This window comes from Serratia sp. DFXYC6, assembly GCF_057196085.1.
In genome coordinates, this window is the sequence record NZ_JBXUNV010000001.1 from 1,892,223 (window position 1) to 1,908,773 (window position 16,551).

General features: G+C 60.9%; 15 protein-coding genes and 1 pseudogene. 8 read left to right on the forward strand and 8 right to left on the reverse strand.

The features are described 5' to 3' along the window. Window positions 1-90: 90 nt before the first annotated feature. Window positions 91-183 carry a small membrane protein YniD gene (yniD, locus tag AC2CGQ_RS09245; RefSeq protein ID WP_021505513.1) on the forward strand — a complete coding sequence of 31 codons (93 nt, stop codon included), beginning with the start codon at window positions 91-93 and terminating at the stop codon, window positions 181-183. 36 nt (window positions 184-219) lie between these two features. On the opposite strand, the gene AC2CGQ_RS09250 is transcribed toward yniD, so the two are convergent. Further along, window positions 220-372: a hypothetical protein gene (locus tag AC2CGQ_RS09250; RefSeq protein WP_004931524.1), complete on the reverse strand. Its 153-nt coding sequence runs from the start codon at window positions 370-372 to the stop codon at window positions 220-222. A 157-nt stretch (window positions 373-529) separates the two neighbouring features. On the opposite strand from AC2CGQ_RS09250, the gene AC2CGQ_RS09255 reads away from it, so the two are divergent. Beyond that, entirely contained in the window at window positions 530-739 is a 210-nt protein-coding gene (locus AC2CGQ_RS09255; protein ID WP_004931526.1) for a hypothetical protein, read from the forward strand. A gap of 147 nt (window positions 740-886) precedes the next feature. Here AC2CGQ_RS09255 and AC2CGQ_RS09260 read toward each other — a convergent pair whose 3' ends face one another. Together AC2CGQ_RS09260 and AC2CGQ_RS09265 are read right to left on the reverse strand one after the other, a co-directional pair. Next, complete coding sequence (locus tag AC2CGQ_RS09260; RefSeq protein ID WP_172574662.1) at window positions 887-2,305, reverse strand: serralysin family metalloprotease; 1,419 nt, start codon at window positions 2,303-2,305, stop codon at window positions 887-889. A 333-nt stretch (window positions 2,306-2,638) separates the two neighbouring features. Then, on the reverse strand, window positions 2,639-3,982 hold the full coding sequence (locus AC2CGQ_RS09265) for a 2-hydroxycarboxylate transporter family protein (RefSeq protein ID WP_172574661.1): 1,344 nt from the start codon (window positions 3,980-3,982) through the stop codon (window positions 2,639-2,641). Window positions 3,983-4,414: 432 nt separating this feature from the next. Between AC2CGQ_RS09265 and pckA the strand changes: the two genes are divergently transcribed. Then, entirely contained in the window at window positions 4,415-6,034 is a 1,620-nt protein-coding gene (pckA, locus tag AC2CGQ_RS09270) for a phosphoenolpyruvate carboxykinase (ATP) (protein WP_082997701.1), read from the forward strand. A gap of 64 nt (window positions 6,035-6,098) precedes the next feature. Here pckA and AC2CGQ_RS09275 read toward each other — a convergent pair whose 3' ends face one another. The 3 genes and pseudogenes from AC2CGQ_RS09275 to AC2CGQ_RS09285 all read right to left on the reverse strand — a co-directional run. Continuing rightward, window positions 6,099-7,133, reverse strand: a complete 1,035-nt coding sequence (locus AC2CGQ_RS09275; RefSeq protein WP_172575152.1) for an alcohol dehydrogenase catalytic domain-containing protein — start codon at window positions 7,131-7,133, stop codon at window positions 6,099-6,101. A 155-nt stretch (window positions 7,134-7,288) separates the two neighbouring features. After that, window positions 7,289-8,200, reverse strand: a complete 912-nt coding sequence (locus AC2CGQ_RS09280) for a LysR family transcriptional regulator (RefSeq protein WP_172574660.1) — start codon at window positions 8,198-8,200, stop codon at window positions 7,289-7,291. Between the two features lie 60 nt (window positions 8,201-8,260). Beyond that, window positions 8,261-8,392, reverse strand: a pseudogene (locus AC2CGQ_RS09285) (TetR/AcrR family transcriptional regulator); the annotation flags it as partial. Between the two features lie 137 nt (window positions 8,393-8,529). Here AC2CGQ_RS09285 and AC2CGQ_RS09290 point away from each other — a divergent pair. Both AC2CGQ_RS09290 and AC2CGQ_RS09295 read left to right on the forward strand, forming a co-directional pair. Continuing rightward, complete coding sequence (locus AC2CGQ_RS09290; RefSeq protein WP_103085637.1) at window positions 8,530-8,916, forward strand: GFA family protein; 387 nt, start codon at window positions 8,530-8,532, stop codon at window positions 8,914-8,916. Window positions 8,917-9,006: 90 nt separating this feature from the next. Further along, the gene (locus AC2CGQ_RS09295; RefSeq protein ID WP_103085638.1) at window positions 9,007-10,311 is read left to right on the forward strand and encodes an MFS transporter; all 1,305 of its coding nucleotides are present in this window, start codon (window positions 9,007-9,009) and stop codon (window positions 10,309-10,311) included. Between the two features lie 29 nt (window positions 10,312-10,340). Here the strand turns inward: AC2CGQ_RS09295 and AC2CGQ_RS09300 are convergent, their stop codons facing one another. Further along, window positions 10,341-11,552 carry an MFS transporter gene (locus AC2CGQ_RS09300; RefSeq protein WP_076740299.1) on the reverse strand — a complete coding sequence of 404 codons (1,212 nt, stop codon included), beginning with the start codon at window positions 11,550-11,552 and terminating at the stop codon, window positions 10,341-10,343. A gap of 107 nt (window positions 11,553-11,659) precedes the next feature. Between AC2CGQ_RS09300 and AC2CGQ_RS09305 the strand changes: the two genes are divergently transcribed. The 3 genes from AC2CGQ_RS09305 (at window position 11,660) to AC2CGQ_RS09315 (ending at window position 15,461) form a co-directional block, all read left to right on the forward strand. Next, the gene (locus AC2CGQ_RS09305) at window positions 11,660-12,601 is read left to right on the forward strand and encodes a LysR family transcriptional regulator (protein ID WP_075684873.1); all 942 of its coding nucleotides are present in this window, start codon (window positions 11,660-11,662) and stop codon (window positions 12,599-12,601) included. A gap of 161 nt (window positions 12,602-12,762) precedes the next feature. After that, a complete protein-coding gene (locus AC2CGQ_RS09310; protein WP_103085639.1) occupies window positions 12,763-14,022 on the forward strand; it encodes an MFS transporter in 1,260 nt (419 codons plus the stop codon). Further along, on the forward strand, window positions 14,019-15,461 hold the full coding sequence (locus AC2CGQ_RS09315) for a glycoside hydrolase family 32 protein (protein ID WP_103085640.1): 1,443 nt from the start codon (window positions 14,019-14,021) through the stop codon (window positions 15,459-15,461). The genes AC2CGQ_RS09310 and AC2CGQ_RS09315 overlap by 4 nt, the downstream gene beginning before the upstream one ends. A 41-nt stretch (window positions 15,462-15,502) precedes the next feature. Here AC2CGQ_RS09315 and AC2CGQ_RS09320 read toward each other — a convergent pair whose 3' ends face one another. Further along, on the reverse strand, window positions 15,503-16,504 hold the full coding sequence (locus AC2CGQ_RS09320) for a LacI family DNA-binding transcriptional regulator (RefSeq protein WP_166445043.1): 1,002 nt from the start codon (window positions 16,502-16,504) through the stop codon (window positions 15,503-15,505). Window positions 16,505-16,551: the final 47 nt, after the last annotated feature.

Sequence of the window (16,551 nt, forward strand, 5' to 3'; positions counted from 1 at the left end):
ACGGCGTCGCGTTAGTGACGCTTTTCCTCATCCTCCTCGCCGGCGGGTGGTATTTCAGCTAAAAGGGAGGGCAGCGTGGCAACAAAACGCATGGGCAACAAGCTCGGTAAAATGGTGGTGGTGCTGCTGCTGATCTGCCTGGCGCTGCTGCTGTTGCGTTGGGCGGCGATCGCCTTCGGTTGATCCCGCGAAATGACGCCGGCAACGCCGGCGCTCTGTTCACCGCCGCCGTGGCGCGGTCGGCTCCAGCAACTCCCGCAAATAGGCCAAACGCGCCTCCCCCTGAAGCAACCAGCGGCGACACAGCCAATGCTGCGTTTCACCCGTGCGGCTCAGGCGGTAGTACTCCGCCAAGGTTTCGACCCAGTTCATGATGTTTTCTCCAGCTTTTCGACACCGCAAGTATTGAGCGTAAAAACCAGAAGAAATACTGATGGTTTGTTTTTTATGCTTCCTGTTTTAGGCGGCGGCTAGCGAAGCCGCAGCTCAGCTGCTACATTGGGCAAAAATCAACCAGCCGAGGTAGACCATGACGTTCTCGGAACAGGAGATTAAACCCGTATGGGATGAGGTCGCACGCCTGATCGGCGACGGCGTGATGCAGCTGCGTCATCGCGGCGAAGCGCTGTCGGTGGAAACGCTGGAAAAACATCTGGCGCGGCAGCTGGCGGATAGCAACGATATCGAACGGCGCATCCTGCTCGGCGCCGCCATCAACATGCTGAAAGGCGGAAAATGAATCGCCAACCGAAGAAGGTTGGCGATCCGACAGAAGCCCGAGGTATGCAAGCCCGGCCTTCTGCGCGCTACTATGTCACGCTAATATGACGTAATTAATAGGAATTGTCGGGTTTTTGCCCAAAGTGCCCTATTTTTGTTGCCTGCATCAGGCCAGCACGAAATCACCCGCATCCAGCGGCTGTCCCACCACTTTCACCAGGAAATCGCTGCCGTCAAAGGCGCCGCCCAGGTTGATCGCCACGTCACTGACGTGATTTTGCGCATCGTAGCTCAGCGTCGCCTCGCCCGCCTTGCCGCTGAACTGATCGACGAAGCGGATGCCGTCGGCGCTGCCGGTGTTGAACAGCGTCAGATCGATCTTGTCCTCGCCGCGCACGAAGTCGCGGATCCAATCCGGCGCCGCCGCCGTTGACTCTTCCGCCGCGAAATAGACGAAGGTGTCCTTGCCGGCGCCTCCCCACAGCTGATCCGCCCCCTTACCTCCGTACAGCACGTCATCGCCCGCGCCGCCCTTGAGCACGTTATCGGCGGCGTTGCCCACCAGCACATCGTTACCCGCCCCGCCGATGGCGTTTTCAATCGTTACGCCGGCAGCGATAGACACGTTGCCTTTCAGGCCGCCGACGTCCGAGAACGCCTTTTCATTCAGGTTGATGCGCTGATTCTGGCCAAAGCCGGAGAAATCGAAGGTGTCGTTGCCGCCGGCGTCCCAGGCGGTGAAGATTATTTTGTCCTGCGCGCCGGTGGCGGTGAGGAAGTCGCGATCGGTGTTGGAATTGAAACCGTAAACCGTATCGCCGGTGCGGGTGGTCATGTTGGCGCCGTAGAAATGCTGGATCGCCGTGATGTCGTTGAGCAACGGCCCGGAAGAGTACGCGCCTTTAAAGTCCTGCCCGGTGTTGCTTTCGCTGAAATAGCTCATCAGGCTGTGCGCGCGGCTGTCCTCAAAGTAGGTCGCGTCTTTAGCGTAGGTGATGCTGACGCCCGGTGCGGCGTTATAGTCGCCCGGGTGCTGCAGCCCCAACGCATGGCCGATTTCATGGGTGAAGGTCTGGCGACCGTACTCGTTCTCATGGATCTGGTTGTTGACGAAGGTGTGGTTCTTGGCGTTATACCAGGTCTGCCCGGCGACCGAAGGCGAGGTGTCCGGGTTATACGCGAAGGCATAGGAGCCGCGCGAGCTGTAGTCGAACAGGCCGAATTTGATGTTGGCGGCGGCGGTGTTGCTGGTTTCGGTGAAGGTGATGTTAGCCACGTCTGACCATGACTGCAGCGACAGTTTAGCCTGCTCGCGCTGTTCGGCGTTAAAGCTGCTGAAGCCGCTGATGCCCATGCTCGACATGTTGCCCGGCGCCTTTTCCCAGAAGCTGTAGGTCAGAGAGACCGGCGTGTCGGTCACGCCCTTGTCGTGCCAACTGCGATCGCCGCGCACCAGCTCCAGGCCGGCGTTTTCGAACGTTTTCGACGGATGAAGCACGGTAATGGTGTCGTCTTCATCGGGTTTATAAGCGCCCAGCAGGGCTAATACGCCTTCGGCCTTAACGGAAGCATTGCTTGATGACATAACCTTATCTCCATATTCGTCAATTCAATCGGGGGGATGCCCCAACTGGCGGATTGCCTGAACGGCAGCGGCCCGGTGTTGAATCAATACGGGGATATCGGTAATGCGATGGCGCCTTCCCTCGGCACTCTGAATGAGAACGATAATCCCTTAAGAGAAAAGAATAGACACATTTTCACCGATTACAGAATTTTCTTAGATAAAGTACGGCTATGCATTTGCGCCACACGAATGATTTTCAAGGCAATAATCAGCACTATCACGATAAGCGAAAAAAAATGCATAAAAAAACCGGGGCAATCCAACCCCGGTTATCCATAAGATACTCTGGACTCAGACTAACCAACCAAGCAGCAGCGTCGCGCCGATGACCGTGGAAGCGCCGCCGATGCGCGTGGCGATTTGGGCGAACGGCATCAGCCCCATGCGGTTCGACGCCGACAGGATCGCCACGTCACCGGTGCCGCCCAGGCCACTGTGACAACAGGTGACAATCGCCGCTTCCACCGGAAACATCTTCAGGTAAGGCGCAATCAGGAAACTGACCAGCCCCATCGACAGCACTACCGAGCCGCAGACCACCACATAACCGACCGAGAACACCGCCACCACGCTTTCCAGCGGCACGTACAGCATGCCCAGACCGATCATCAGCGGCCACACCAGCGCGGTGGAGACGAACTTGTAGAAACTGTGCGCGCCGGTTTCCATCGAAGCCGGGATCATCCGGCAGTACTTGCACAGCACCGCGAACAGGATCATCAGCACCGGGCCGGGAATATGCACGATGTGTTCGAACAGGCCGCCGACGATAAAGAAGGCGCAGATCACCAGCAGCCCGCCGCCCATCAGTTGGAAATCGACGTTGCCGCCTTGCTCCTTGATGGCGAACATCGCGTTCTCCTGCGCCGAACGGATCAGCATGCCGTCGCCGCTCAGCGCCTTGCGCTGCATGCCGATGCGCGCCAGCACCCCGGCGGTCACGATGGCGAAGATGTTGCCCAGCACCGCCGCCGGCGCCAGCTGCGCGACATAGACGTCCGGCGTCGAGCCCAGGATCGCCGAATAGGCCAGCGACAGCGGTAAAATCCCCTCGCCGATGCCGCCGCCGATGATCGGCACGATGATAAAGAAGAAGGTGTGATAGAAGGTAAAGCCGAACAGCTTGCCCACCAGCAGCCCGGTGATCACCGCCGTGATCGTGCCCACCACCAGCGGCACGAACATGCGAATCATCCCCTGGATCAGGATCACCCGGTTCATGCCGAGAATGCTGCCGACCACCAGACTGGCGATGACGAAATAGAGCAGGTTGGCGTCTTTCATCAGCAGATGGACGGTGCCCATGACGTTAGGCTGGAAGACATTGAAATAGACCAGCACCGACGGCACCATCAAACACAGAATGGCCGGCCCGCCGATATCGCGCAGCACGGGAATACTTTTTCCCAACTGCGCCAGCGCGAAACCCAGCGTCATTATCACCGCCAGGCCGCCGATCATATTCTTCGGCAGGAAGTTGGCGTAGGCGGAAATCGCTACGATCGCGCAAATCGTGATAAACAAGGCGATCGGTACCGCGCCGATATCCATTTGACGAAGTTGATTAATTAACCCTGAGGATTCGGACGATGCCGTATTTTTATCACAGGCCAGTTCTGCATTTATCTGTTTCATTATTCACCCTGCTGACAAGCGTACAGTACGGTTAGATTCACCTGGCGCAAAAACTCTGCCATAGCCAAGCAAAAACAAATGATTACGAAAAATCCTATTGTGGATTTCGCTTTTTCTAATAAGAAATAAAACAGTAGACAGCCCTGACAATATGATAAAAAATAAAAATGCAAAACTAAATTACGCCGGCGAAATTCAATATTGTGACCCTCCGCCAAGGTTGGTTTTAATTAATTATCGTCAGCATTTTGTAATTAAAGTAAGCAGGCTTAAATTCGCTGCTATGCTATAGGAGGGCGAAAAAGCCCCCTGTTTTATTAATAAAGAACCGGAAACGCATTAGCTGAATCCGGTCAGCTTGATCCGAATCTCAATCCTGCGCGCGGCACCGCACGGGAAAGAGGCATAATATGACTCATAAGGAAGTAGAATATGTCTTCACGCGCTGTTACCCCACAAACCCTCGCTCGCTACGGCATCCATCAGGCCGCCGACATCGTCTATAACCCCAGTTATGAATTGCTGTTCGCCGAAGAGACCCGCGCCGACCTGCCGCCGCTGGAGCGCGGCACCCTCACCCAACTGGGCGCGGTCAACGTCGCGACCGGTGAATTTACCGGCCGTTCGCCGAAGGACAAATACATCGTGCGCGACGACACCACGCGCGATACCGTCTGGTGGTCGGACAACGGCACCGGCAAGAACGACAACCAGCCGCTCTCGCCGGAAGTCTGGCAGCATCTGAAGACGCTGGTGGGCAATCAGCTCTCCGGCAAGCGTCTGTTCGTGGTGGACGCGTTCTGCGGCGCCAACGCCGACACGCGTCTGAAAGTGCGCTTCATCACCGAGGTGGCCTGGCAGGCGCACTTCGTGAAAAACATGTTTATCCGCCCGAGCGACGAAGAGCTGGCTGACTTCGAGCCGGACTTCGTGGTGATGAACGGCGCCAAATGCACCAACCCGGACTGGCAGCAGCAAGGGCTGCACTCAGAAAACTTCGTCGCTTTCAACCTGACCGAGCGCATGCAGCTGATCGGCGGCACCTGGTATGGCGGCGAAATGAAGAAAGGCCTGTTCTCGATCATGAACTATCTGCTGCCGCTGCAGGGCATCGCGTCGATGCACTGCTCGGCCAACGTCGGCGAGCAAGGCGACGTGGCGGTATTCTTCGGCCTGTCCGGCACCGGCAAAACCACCCTCTCCACCGATCCTAAGCGTCAGCTGATCGGCGATGACGAGCACGGCTGGGATGACGACGGCGTGTTCAACTTCGAAGGCGGCTGCTACGCCAAAACCATCAAGCTATCGCCGCAGGCGGAGCCGGAAATCTATCAGGCGATCCGCCGCGATGCGCTGCTCGAAAACGTCACCGTGCTGGCCGACGGCAGCATCGACTTCGACGACGCCAGCAAAACCGAGAACACCCGCGTCTCTTACCCGATTTATCACATCGAGAACATCGTCAAGCCGGTGTCCAAAGCCGGCCACGCGCGCAAGATCATCTTCCTGACCGCCGACGCCTTCGGCGTGCTGCCGCCGGTATCGCGCCTGACGCCGGAGCAGACCCAATACCACTTTCTGTCCGGCTTCACCGCCAAGCTGGCCGGCACCGAACGCGGCATCACCGCGCCGACGCCGACCTTCTCCGCCTGCTTCGGCGCCGCGTTCCTGACGCTGCACCCGACGCAGTACGCCGAAGTGCTGGTGAAACGCATGGAGGCCGCCGGCGCCCAGGCTTACCTGGTGAACACCGGCTGGAACGGCAGCGGCAAACGCATCTCGATCAAAGATACGCGCGGCATCATCGACGCCATCTTGAATGGCGACATTGAGCAGGCCGAGACCTTCACGCTGCCGATCTTCGGGCTGAACGTGCCGACCGCACTGCCGGGCGTCGATCCGTCGATCCTCGATCCGCGCAAAACCTACGCCGACGAATCGCTGTGGCAGGAGAAGGCGCAGGATCTGGCGCAGCGCTTTATCGACAACTTCGCCAAATATACCGTCACCCCGGCGGGCGAAAAGTTGGTGAAGGCCGGGCCTAAGCTGTAAAGCAACCAGGGCGCCGCAGCGCCCTTCATACCTGTCTGCAAGGGCCGAACCCTCGGCCCTTTTCTCACGCCGCCGACGGCACGAAAACGCCGCGAAAACGCATGTTGCCAGAGGCAAGCCGCTCATAAGCCTCCGTGGCTTGATCCAGCGTGAAAGTCTCGACCATCGGCTTCACTTTGCCTTTCGCCGCCAGGTTCAGCACCTCACTCAGGTAGCGCTGCCCGCCGTGGGTCGATCCGATCACCCGCTGACGCATCATATGGAACGGCACACCTTCGGAAGAGATCGCGAACGGTTTACTGAAGTCCAGCCCGCACAGCACCACGCGGCCATCGACCCGCAAGCCGCTCATCGCCTCCTGCGCGGCGTCGAAGTCATTGGTGGTCACCAGCAGAATGTCCGCGCCGCCGTTCTCCCGCAGCGCCTGGCCGGAGGCGACGATGCGATCGGCGCCCAGTTGCTTCGCCAGCGCGTGCTTGTCCGGCGAATGGGTGATGGCAACGGTATCGAAACCGCAGGCTTTCGACAGTTGCAACGCGACGTGCCCCAGCCCGCCAATGCCTAACACCGCCACCGTCTCATGCGGCAGCGGCGCCGCGTCGCGCAGGCCGCTCCAGGTGGTATACCCCGCACACATCATCGGCGCGGCGTCGATGTAAGACAGCCCGTCCGGCAGCAACACCGTGCCTTCAGCGGCGATGGCGATATACTCGGCGTGGCCGCCCTGGGCGGCAAAACCGGTGGTGCGCGGCGCCGGGCAGTTCATCGCCGTTTGCCCGGTTAGCGGCCGATTCTCGCGGCAGTACGGGCAGCGTCCGCAGGCCGATTGCACCCAGGTGGTGCCGACGCGATCGCCAATCTGCCGCGTATGCACGCCGGCCCCCACCTCAACCACTTCCCCCACCACTTCATGGCCGGGCGTTTGCGGATAAATATCGCCGCCATATCCTTGCGTCGCCCATACGTCGGTATAACACATGCCCGAGGCGTGCACTTTGACCAGGACCTGCCCCGGTTCCGCCCGGGGCATCGGTACCTGTCTGATTTCCCAGGGCCGATTGGCGCCGGTCATAACCACCGCTTTCATCTTCTTTTCCATCATCAACTCCTCGCAGCAGGGTGGCGCCCGGCGGTTGCCCGGCGTCTCCTCATGAGCGTAAGGCAGGCTCCACGCCGCAACAATGCAGGCGAACCTCACTGTGGAGATGAAGGCGGTTCACTAATTGGCGTAGCCAAAAGCAGAACGCGAACGCATCAGGACTGCGCCGCGCGCAGATACTCGATCAACGCCTTCAGCGCGCCCGACACGTGGCGATGGCCGGAGTAGTAGAGGCACAGCCCCGGATAAGCCGGACACCACGCGTCCAGCGCGCGCTCCAGGCGCCCGTCGAGCAGCGCTTCCAGCGCCAAATGCTCAGGAACGAAAGCGATGCCGATACCGTCGATGGCGGCGTCCACCATCAGAGGCTGATCGGTCAGCGTCAGCGAGCCGGTAACGCCGATCGACTCGCTCACGCCATCGCGTTCGAATTCCCAGCGGTAAATCGTGCCGCTGTCGAAGCGAAAACGGATGCAGTTATGGCGCAGCAAATCCTGCGGCGTCGCCGGGCGCCCATGGACGGCGAAATAGCCGGGCGCGGCGATGGCGGCGAAACGCACGGGCGGGCTGACGCGCATCGCGATCATGTCCTGCGGTACGGCTTCCGCCAGCCGAATGCCGGCATCAAACCCCTCGGCGACGATATCGCTCAGCTTGCCGTCGCAGACGATGTCCAGGTGGATATGGGGGTACTCGCGCAGGAAATCGGCCAGCAACGGACGCAATACCAGCCTGACTGCCCCTTCGCTGGCGTTGATGCGCACGGTGCCGCTCGGCGTGGCGCGCCATTCATCCACTTCATGCAGCGCCTGCGAAATAGACGACAGCGCCGGGCGCAGCTGCGCCGCCAAACGCTCACCCGCTTCGGTCGGCGCCACGCTGCGCGTGGTGCGGTTGAACAGCCTCACCCCAAGCCGCTGTTCCAGGTTTTTTATCGAGTGGCTGACCGCCGACGGCGTCACCTCCAGCTCCACCGCCGCCGCGTGAAAGCTGCGATGGGTGGCGACGGCCAGAAAAACGGTCAAGGCGAACAGATCGCCCTGTTTGAACGGGTAAGCAGCATTCATGGGGGCATCGCAAAATAGTGACATAAATTGAACAATTAACATGCCACAGATGAATGCGGCTCACAATGCGGCGCAATCCGCGTTTTCACCGCGCAGCAACCCCGGCATCACCAGCGCCACCGCCGCCGCGATGCGTTCGTCGATCGCGCTGCCCGGCGGCAGCAGCCCCAACGTCATCTGGCGCAGTTCCTGCCGTCGCTGTACTACGCCGAAAATGGCCGTGAGCCGGCGCCGTTGCTCTGGTAATCGCCCTGTGGAGGCCTGTTATTTTTTCGAGATATGGCTATAGTGATTTTCATCGTTTCCCCCGCGCTGATGACGGAGAAATCATGCAAAATCCACGCTATAGCGGCGGCTGCCTGTGCGGGCATATTCGCTTTCAGGCACACGGCCTGCCAGGCAACCCGCACAGCTGTTCCTGCGATTTTTGCCGCCGCCACTCCGGCGCGCCAACGCTGTGTTGGGTCGAATTCCCGTGTCAGGCCGTCGAGTGGAACGGCCCTGGCGGCATGCCCGCGCTGTACCGCTCCTCCCTCTACTCCAGCCGCGCCTTTTGCCCGCGCTGCGGCAGCACGCTGGGAGCGGTAGACGACGAACCGACGGTGGCGCTGGCCACCGGCAGCTTCGACCACGCCGATCTGCCGGAGCTGAGCCCGGTATCGCACGCTTTCGCCGATGTGTGCCCCGGATGGTGGCACATCGACGGCATGCGCTGAGCGCCTCACAGTTCCCGCTGAAATCAATTGATTGTTTTGTCGTATAAATTTAGAACAGATGAACAATAATTCAAAAGTATGGGAACGGGGATGAATCAACAGACTCTCGACGCGCGCCGCTCGCGTCAGGCGTTGCTGGCCGGCTCGGTCGGCAACTTTATCGAATGGTATGAGTTCGGCGTATACGGGTTCCTGGCCACCGTTATCGCCGCCAATTTTTTCACCCTGCAGGGTGAAAATGAAATCACCAGCCTGATCCTCACCTACGCCGCCTTTGCGCTGGCGTTTTTCTGCCGACCGATCGGCGCGGTGATCTTCGGCCGCATCGGCGATCGCATCGGCCGCCGGCCGACGCTGATTGTGGTTCTGCTGCTGATGACGCTGGCCACCGCGCTGATCGGCGTCATGCCGACCTACGCTTCGATCGGCGTCGCCGCCCCGCTGCTGCTGACGCTGCTGCGCATGTTTCAGGGGTTGTTCGCCGGCGGCGAATTCGGCGGCGCGGTATCGCTGATGACCGAGTTTGCTCCCAAGGGCAAGCGCGGGCTGTTCGGCGCCTGGCAATCGCTGACCGTCGCGCTCGGCCTGTTGGCCGGGGCTGGACTGGTGGCGCTGCTGGCCGCGCTGCTCAGCGCACAGCAGTTGCATGACTGGGGCTGGCGTATTCCCTTCCTGCTGGCGCTGCCGATGGGCGCCGTGGCGCTGTGGCTGCGGCTCAAGCTCGAGGAAACGCCCACGTTCACCCAGGCGCAGCAACGTGCGGAACACGCCGCCCCACCGCCGGAAGCGAAGCTGGGCGGCGTGGTGAAAACCATTCTGATCGGCATCGGCCGCATGATGGGTTGGTCGGCCGCCGGCTATACCTTCCTGGTGGTGATGCCTTCCTATTTGCAAACCTCGCTGCACGCCACCTTCCAACAGGCGCTGGTGGCGACGGTGCTGGCCAACGTCGGTTTCGCCCTGACCATTCTGCCGGCGGGCATCATCAGCGACAGGCTGGGACGAAAAACGGTGATGCTGACGGCGGTGGCGGCGGTGATCCTGTTCACCTTTCCGCTGCTGCACCTGTTGCAGGATGCGCAAAGTTCACTGTGGGTCAAAGGGCTGGCAGTGATGATCGCCGGCGCCGTGGTCGGCCTGCTGGCCGGTCCCGGCCCGGCGATGCTGGCGGAGATGTTCCCGACCCGGGTGCGTTACACCGGTTTGGGGCTGGCTTACTCACTTTCCAATGCGGTGTTTTCCGGCTCTGCCGGATTGATTATCACCGGCCTCATCAAACAGACCGGCAATATCGATATTCCCGCCTACTACGTGGTCGCCACGTCGGTGGTCAGCCTGTTTGCGCTGATGACGCTGCGCCGTGACGATCACCTGCGTTCGCTGAACGAACGTTAATCTCGCTACAGGGGGCGACGCCGCCCCCCTCAGCGCGCCGCGGCGCGGCGTTCGGCGCTGAAGCCGCGCTTTGCACTGCCCCAGGCAATGCTCCACCCCACCAGCAACAGGACAAAAGCCATCCAGGGGATGGCGTTAGCGCCGACGTTTGCCAGCAGAATTCCGCCCAACGCGCCGCTGACGGCAAAAGCCAGATTAAAGAAAGTGACCAGCAGCGACTGGGCGAGATCGGCATGCTCACCCGCTGCATCCGCCAGTGATGTCTGCAACAGCGTTGGCGCACCGCCGAAACTCAATCCCCATGCCGCCATGCCAACGTAAACCGCCCCGGCGGGCAAACCGTTCACGCCAAACGCCAGCGCCACCAACGCGAAGGCCGCCAGGCTGAACAGCACCAGCGCACGCAGCCAGCGATCCACCCATAAGCCGGTCAGCGCAATGCCCGCAACGGCGGCGATGCCGAACGCCAACAGCGCCAAATCCACCCTGGCCGCCAGGCCGCGCGCGGCAAGATAGGGCGCAAGATAGGTATACAGCGTGTAATGAGCCAGGATCCAACACGCCAATACGGCAAGGATAGGCCGCACGCCGGGAAGACAGAAAACCTCACGCAAACGCGCATTGCCTGGCGTTCGGCGACCGTAAAATTCGGGCAGCGTCAGCCGGATCCACACTAGCAGCAACGCGCTCAAGCTCGCCAGCACGGCAAAAATCCAGCGCCAATCCAACAGTTCGCCAAGCCAGGCGCTCATCGGTACGCCCAACGCCAACGCCAGCGGGATCCCCAGCATGGCGATCGCCATCGCCCGCCCTTGCAATGAGACGATGGCCAGGCGGCGCGCGTAACCCGCGAGCAGACTCCACGTCACCCCGGTAGCGATGCCGACCAAAAAGCGCGCCCCCAGCGTCACGCCAAAACAGGGTGACAACGCCGTCACCGCGTTGCAGATCAAAAAGATGCCGATCGCCAACAGCAGCAGTCGGCGACGCGGCCACCCGCCCAGCGCTAACGTCAGCGGGATCGCCGCCGCCCCGGCGCCCAGCGCGCACAACGTCACCATTTGCCCCGCCCACGCCTCGCTGATGCTCATGCCTCGGGCTATCTGCGGCAGCATGCCGGCCGGCACAGTCTCATTAGCGGTCGCGATGAAGCTGCTCATCGTCAGCGCCAGCAATGCTTTCAGCGGCGGCAGCGCGCCATGCGCATTATCGTTATCGGTGGAAACAGAGTGAACATTCATTACTAACAACTCCCATGGTCAATTGCAGAGTCATCAGCGTCTCACCTTGCATACGGATTGATAATTGGCCTACCATTTGAATTATTTTCAAATCCAGATTGATAAAAATGGCAACGGACAGACTGGGCGACATGCGTTTATTTGCCGAAGCGGCGGCATCGGGCAGCCTTTCTGCCGCCGGCCGCAAACTCGGCCTTTCCCCCGCCGCCGCCAGCGCGCGGTTGTTCAAGCTGGAAGCGGCGCTGCACAGTAAACTCTTCGATCGCACCACTCGCCGCCTGCGTCTCACTGAAGAAGGGCGCATTTATCTGCAACACTGCACCCTCGCGTTGCAGGCGATTGCCGACGGCGAGGCGGCTCTGCAGGCCAGCCAAAGCGGCGTGTGCGGTAAACTTCGCCTCTCGGCCTCCGCCGATTTCGGGCGCAACCTTCTCAATCAGTGGATTGAAGAATTTTGCGCCGAACACCCCCGGCTGCAGATCGCGCTGACACTGTCGGACTCCCTATCCAACCTGCTGCAGGACGATCTGGATATCGCCATTCGTTTCGGCGCGCCGCGCGAAGAAACGCTCATCGCGCGGCGCCTGGCCGCCAGCCGACGCGTGCTGTGCGCCTCTCCGGCGTATCTGGCGCAATATGGCGAGCCGCGCACGCCGGCCGATCTCACCGGCCATCGTTTTATCGTACTGGTGACCGCAGCCGGCCCGCTGAATACGTTCCATTTCTCCCTGGACGGCCAGGCCTGGAGTCACACGGTGCCGCTGGAGAGCGCCTGGGAGACCAATGACGGCGCGCTGGCGCGCCAGTGGGCTTTAGCGGGGCACGGCATCGCGCGTAAAACCATCTGGGATGCGGCGGACGATATCCGCAGCGGGCGTCTGAACGTCATTCTTCCCGACTTCACCCCGCATGAAGCCGGGATCTACGCCGTGTTTCGCCGCTCGCCCTATCAGCCGCCGCGCGTGCGCCTGCTGTTGGATTTCTTGATCGCCCGCTTTGCGGCCGCCAGCCAATCACCGCCGTTTCATGTCCCCCCGCAGGATGCGTAACCGCGCTCGTTAATCCGCGTCTCTGCGTGAGAAACATCACAAATCAATAATGTTAACGTTAACTTTTGTGATTAACATCGCATGTGTGATATCGGACAGCTTCATCCCTTCACGAGTTAACGTTAACAATAAAGCTGATTTCACTCACCGGGACCTTATCCATGAACCGCGAAACGAAAAAATATTACATGCTGCTCAGCGGCCTGCTGTTCTTCTTTTTCTTCACCTGGTCTTCCAGCTTTTCACTGATCTCACTCTGGCTGAATCAGAAGATCGGTCTTAAAGGCGCCGAGACCGGCCTGATCTTCTCCGCTATCTCGCTGGTGGCGCTGTGCGCACAGCCGCTGTACGGGTTTATTCAGGACAAACTTGGGCTGCGCAAGCACCTGCTGCAGTTTCTCGGCGTGATGCTGCTGCTGACCGGCCCGTTCTTTATCTACGTTTACGCCCCGCTGCTGGCGAGCAGCCTGCCGCTGGGTGCGTTGGTCGGCGGACTGTTCATCGGTGCCACTTTCTTCGCCGGCATCGGCGCGCTGGAATCTTATACCGAGCGCGTCAGCCGCATCAGCGGTTTCGAATTCGGCCGCGCCCGCATGTGGGGCTCGCTCGGCTGGGCCAGCGCCACCTTTCTGGCCGGTTTTATCTTCAATATCGATCCGAACATCAATTTCTGGCTGGCCTCCGCCGCCGCCGTGGTGTTCCTGGTGCTGCTCAGCCAGGTGCGCGAGCTGAAGCCGAACGCCATGGCCGGCCTGGCGTTTGGCAAACCGGAGAACCTGCGGCTGCAGGACGCGCTGGCGCTGCTGCGCATGCCGGGCTTCTGGGCGTTGGTGGTGTTTGTGCTCGGCATCAGCGTATACAACGTTTTCGATCAGCAATTTTCGGTCTACTTCGCCTCACAGTTCGCGTCACGCGAACAGGGCAACGAGATGTACGGTTTTCTCAACTCGCTGCAGGTCTTCCTCGAAGCCGGCGGTATGTTTCTGGCTCCGCTGTTGGTGAACCGCATCGGCGCCAAGCAGGGGCTGTTGCTGGCGGGCAGCGTGATGGCGCTGCGCATGTTCGGCTCCGGCTTGGTCAGCGGCGCCTTGATGATCTCCGCCATGAAACTGCTGCACGCCGTAGAGTTGCCGATCCTGCTGATCGCTATCTTCAAATACATCGCCAGCCGCTTCGACAGCCGCCTCTCCTCCACGCTGTACCTGGTGGGCTTTCAGTTCATCACCCAGGTGATGGCCAGCTTCCTGTCGCCGCTGGCGGGCTACGGTTATGACCGCATCGGCTTTGCCGACACCTATCTGCTGATGGGCTGTGCGGTCGCCGCCACGACGCTTGTTTCCTGTTTCCTGCTGCGCGGCGAACGTTCCGCCACGGCAGCGCCCTTTCCATCCGCCATTAAATCAAGTGAGTCTGTCCAATGAACACTGCCTTAGCTCAAGCCGACCATGCGGTCGAGGCCCTGCGCGCAGAGCGCCGAGACGATTACTACCCGCAGTTCCATCTCGCGCCGCCCGCCGGCTGGATCAACGATCCCAACGGCCTGATCTGTATTGACGGCGTCTATCATGCCTTCTTCCAGCATCACCCCTATAGCGAACACTGGGGGCCCATGCACTGGGGGCACGCGACCAGCCGCGATCTGATCCGCTGGCAGCACCAGCCCATCGCCCTGGCACCCGATGCGCCCTATGACCAAGATGGTTGCTTTTCCGGCTGCGCCGTGGATGACAACGGCGTGCTGACGCTGATTTATACCGGCCACGTGTGGCTGGGCGAGCCCGGCGACGACAGCCAGGTGCGGGAAGTGCAATGTCTGGCCACCAGCGAAGACGGCATACGCTTCGTCAAGCACGGGCCGGTGCTGGCCCCGCCGGACGGCGTTCAGCATTTCCGCGATCCGAAAGTCTGGCGCGAGAACGGCGAATGGTGGCTGGTGGTCGGCGCTAAAGAAAACGGCCTGGGCCAGGTACGCCTGTACCGTTCTGCAGACCTGCGCGCCTGGCGCTTCGATCGGGTGCTGGCCGGCGCGCAAACGGCGCATCAAGGGTATATGTGGGAATGCCCGGATTTCTTCCCGCTGGGGGAACAACACCTGCTGCTGTTCTCGCCGCAGGGCCTGGCGGCACAGGGCTACCGCTACCGCAATCGCTTCCAGAGCGGCTATCTGCTCGGCCACTGGCGGCCGGACGGCGACTTTACGGTAACGCAGCCCTTCTGCGAGCTGGATGCCGGCCACGATTTCTATGCGCCGCAGACCTTCACAGCAGCCGACGGCCGCCGGCTGCTGTTTGCCTGGATGGATATGTGGGAATCACCGATGCCCAGCAAAGCGCACCGTTGGGCCGGCGCCCTCACCCTGCCGCGCGAGCTGACGCTGGCCGCCGACGGCAGCGTTCGCATGAACCCGGCGCGTGAACTGGCGGCGCTGCGCCGAGAATCGCACTCGTTTTTGGCGCAGACGCTCACCAATCAGCATTTGCCGCTGGCGAACGATGTGCAGGAACTCACTCTGACATTGAGACCGGCCGACAACGACGCCGAGCATTACGGGCTGGCCATCGGGAGTGCAGCGCGGCTGTTCGTCGATAATCAGGCGCACCGACTGGTACTGGAACGTTTTCATGAAAACCCCGCCCTGAGCACCTGCCGCAGCGTGCCGCTGCCGGAGGGTGACATCCTGTCGCTGCGGATCTTTATCGACCGTTCATCGCTGGAGATTTTCGTTAATCAGGGATTGGCCTGCCTGACCAGCCGCATTTATCCGACGGAGGAGGATCGCCGCCTCAGCCTGTTTGCCGAGGGCGGACGGGCAGAGTTCGAGCCCATCACAGGATGGCGGCTGGCTAGCATCTGGGGGTAGTGGGAATGAGCACCGGGCGCGCAGCGACGCACCCGGTGCGGTTACAGCGAACCACGCTCCAACAGCGGGCAAGGCACTTTCACCGTATCACGCTGTTCCCGCTGCTCGATCACATGCAGCGCCGCAAGGCGGCCCAGCTCGTAGTGCGGCAATTGCACCGTCGTCAACGCCGGCAGGAACAGCTCGCCGATGCCAACCATGTTGTCGTAGCCCAGCACCGCCACCTGTTGCGGTATCCGCCATCCTTGCGCCAGCAATACCTGATAAACCAGAAAGGCTATCCGATCGTTCCCGCATACCACGACATCGCAATCGCGCCGGCCGGCAGAGAAATGCCGCGCCAGCAGCGCGACGCAGTCGCGATAGCCTTGATCGCCGCCGCTCAGATCGAGATGATACTGCCGCAGCTGTTCAACATCGCGCCCTGCATCGCGCCAGGCGCGCTCCAGACCGCGGCGGCGCAGCCCCGCCGCCAGCGTATCCGCCGGTAAATGTATGCACAGCGGCGAACGATAGCCTTTGGCGATCAGCGTGCGCGTGGCGTCATACTGCCCTTGCTCGTCATCAGGAATGTAGCTGGCGATCGAATGCGCCGGGCTGACGCAGTTGGCCAACACCAGCTTTTTGTCCAACAGTTTGGCCGGCACATCCACCTGACGCAGCCCCATGGTGGTGAAGATCACGCCGTCCGGGCGATGCGCCAGCAGCAGATCGACGGTCTGTTCGGCGTTGTCGTCGGCAAACAGATTGACGACGAAGCTGTTCCAGCCGCGCTCGCGCGCGGTTTTTTCAATCGACAGGATCATATCCACCGAGAACGGCGTCGTGGCGGTGTCCAGCGCCAGCACGCCGAGCGTCTGTACGCGATTTCCGTCACCACGAATACGCCGCGCCGACAGATCCGGCACATAGTCCAACTGGTCGATAGCCTGTTTGACGCGCCGATAGGTTTCCGGCCGCAGCTTGCCGGGCTCATTGATGGCGCGGGACACCGTCATCAACGAGACTCCGGCAAGTTTTGCGACGTCTTTCAGCGAAGCCATGCGCCCTTCTTTATGATTAATGAGGAAAAGTGAATAATCCCATAACC

Excerpts from the sequence above, each read along its gene's own strand:
- AC2CGQ_RS09265 (WP_172574661.1), bottom strand. The coding sequence starts at position 3,982 with ATGAAACAGATAAATGCAGAACTGGCCTGTGATAAAAATACGGCATCG.
- AC2CGQ_RS09315 (WP_103085640.1), top strand. The coding sequence starts at position 14,019 with ATGAACACTGCCTTAGCTCAAGCCGACCATGCGGTCGAGGCCCTGCGC.
- AC2CGQ_RS09295 (WP_103085638.1), top strand. The coding sequence starts at position 9,007 with ATGAATCAACAGACTCTCGACGCGCGCCGCTCGCGTCAGGCGTTGCTG.
- pckA (WP_082997701.1), top strand. The coding sequence starts at position 4,415 with ATGTCTTCACGCGCTGTTACCCCACAAACCCTCGCTCGCTACGGCATC.
- AC2CGQ_RS09280 (WP_172574660.1), bottom strand. The coding sequence starts at position 8,200 with ATGAATGCTGCTTACCCGTTCAAACAGGGCGATCTGTTCGCCTTGACC.
- AC2CGQ_RS09255 (WP_004931526.1), top strand. The coding sequence starts at position 530 with ATGACGTTCTCGGAACAGGAGATTAAACCCGTATGGGATGAGGTCGCA.
- AC2CGQ_RS09300 (WP_076740299.1), bottom strand. The coding sequence starts at position 11,552 with ATGAATGTTCACTCTGTTTCCACCGATAACGATAATGCGCATGGCGCG.
- AC2CGQ_RS09260 (WP_172574662.1), bottom strand. The coding sequence starts at position 2,305 with ATGTCATCAAGCAATGCTTCCGTTAAGGCCGAAGGCGTATTAGCCCTG.
- AC2CGQ_RS09290 (WP_103085637.1), top strand. The coding sequence starts at position 8,530 with ATGCAAAATCCACGCTATAGCGGCGGCTGCCTGTGCGGGCATATTCGC.
- AC2CGQ_RS09250 (WP_004931524.1), bottom strand. The coding sequence starts at position 372 with ATGAACTGGGTCGAAACCTTGGCGGAGTACTACCGCCTGAGCCGCACG.
- AC2CGQ_RS09320 (WP_166445043.1), bottom strand. The coding sequence starts at position 16,504 with ATGGCTTCGCTGAAAGACGTCGCAAAACTTGCCGGAGTCTCGTTGATG.
- AC2CGQ_RS09305 (WP_075684873.1), top strand. The coding sequence starts at position 11,660 with ATGGCAACGGACAGACTGGGCGACATGCGTTTATTTGCCGAAGCGGCG.
- AC2CGQ_RS09275 (WP_172575152.1), bottom strand. The coding sequence starts at position 7,133 with ATGGAAAAGAAGATGAAAGCGGTGGTTATGACCGGCGCCAATCGGCCC.
- yniD (WP_021505513.1), top strand. The coding sequence starts at position 91 with ATGGGCAACAAGCTCGGTAAAATGGTGGTGGTGCTGCTGCTGATCTGC.
- AC2CGQ_RS09310 (WP_103085639.1), top strand. The coding sequence starts at position 12,763 with ATGAACCGCGAAACGAAAAAATATTACATGCTGCTCAGCGGCCTGCTG.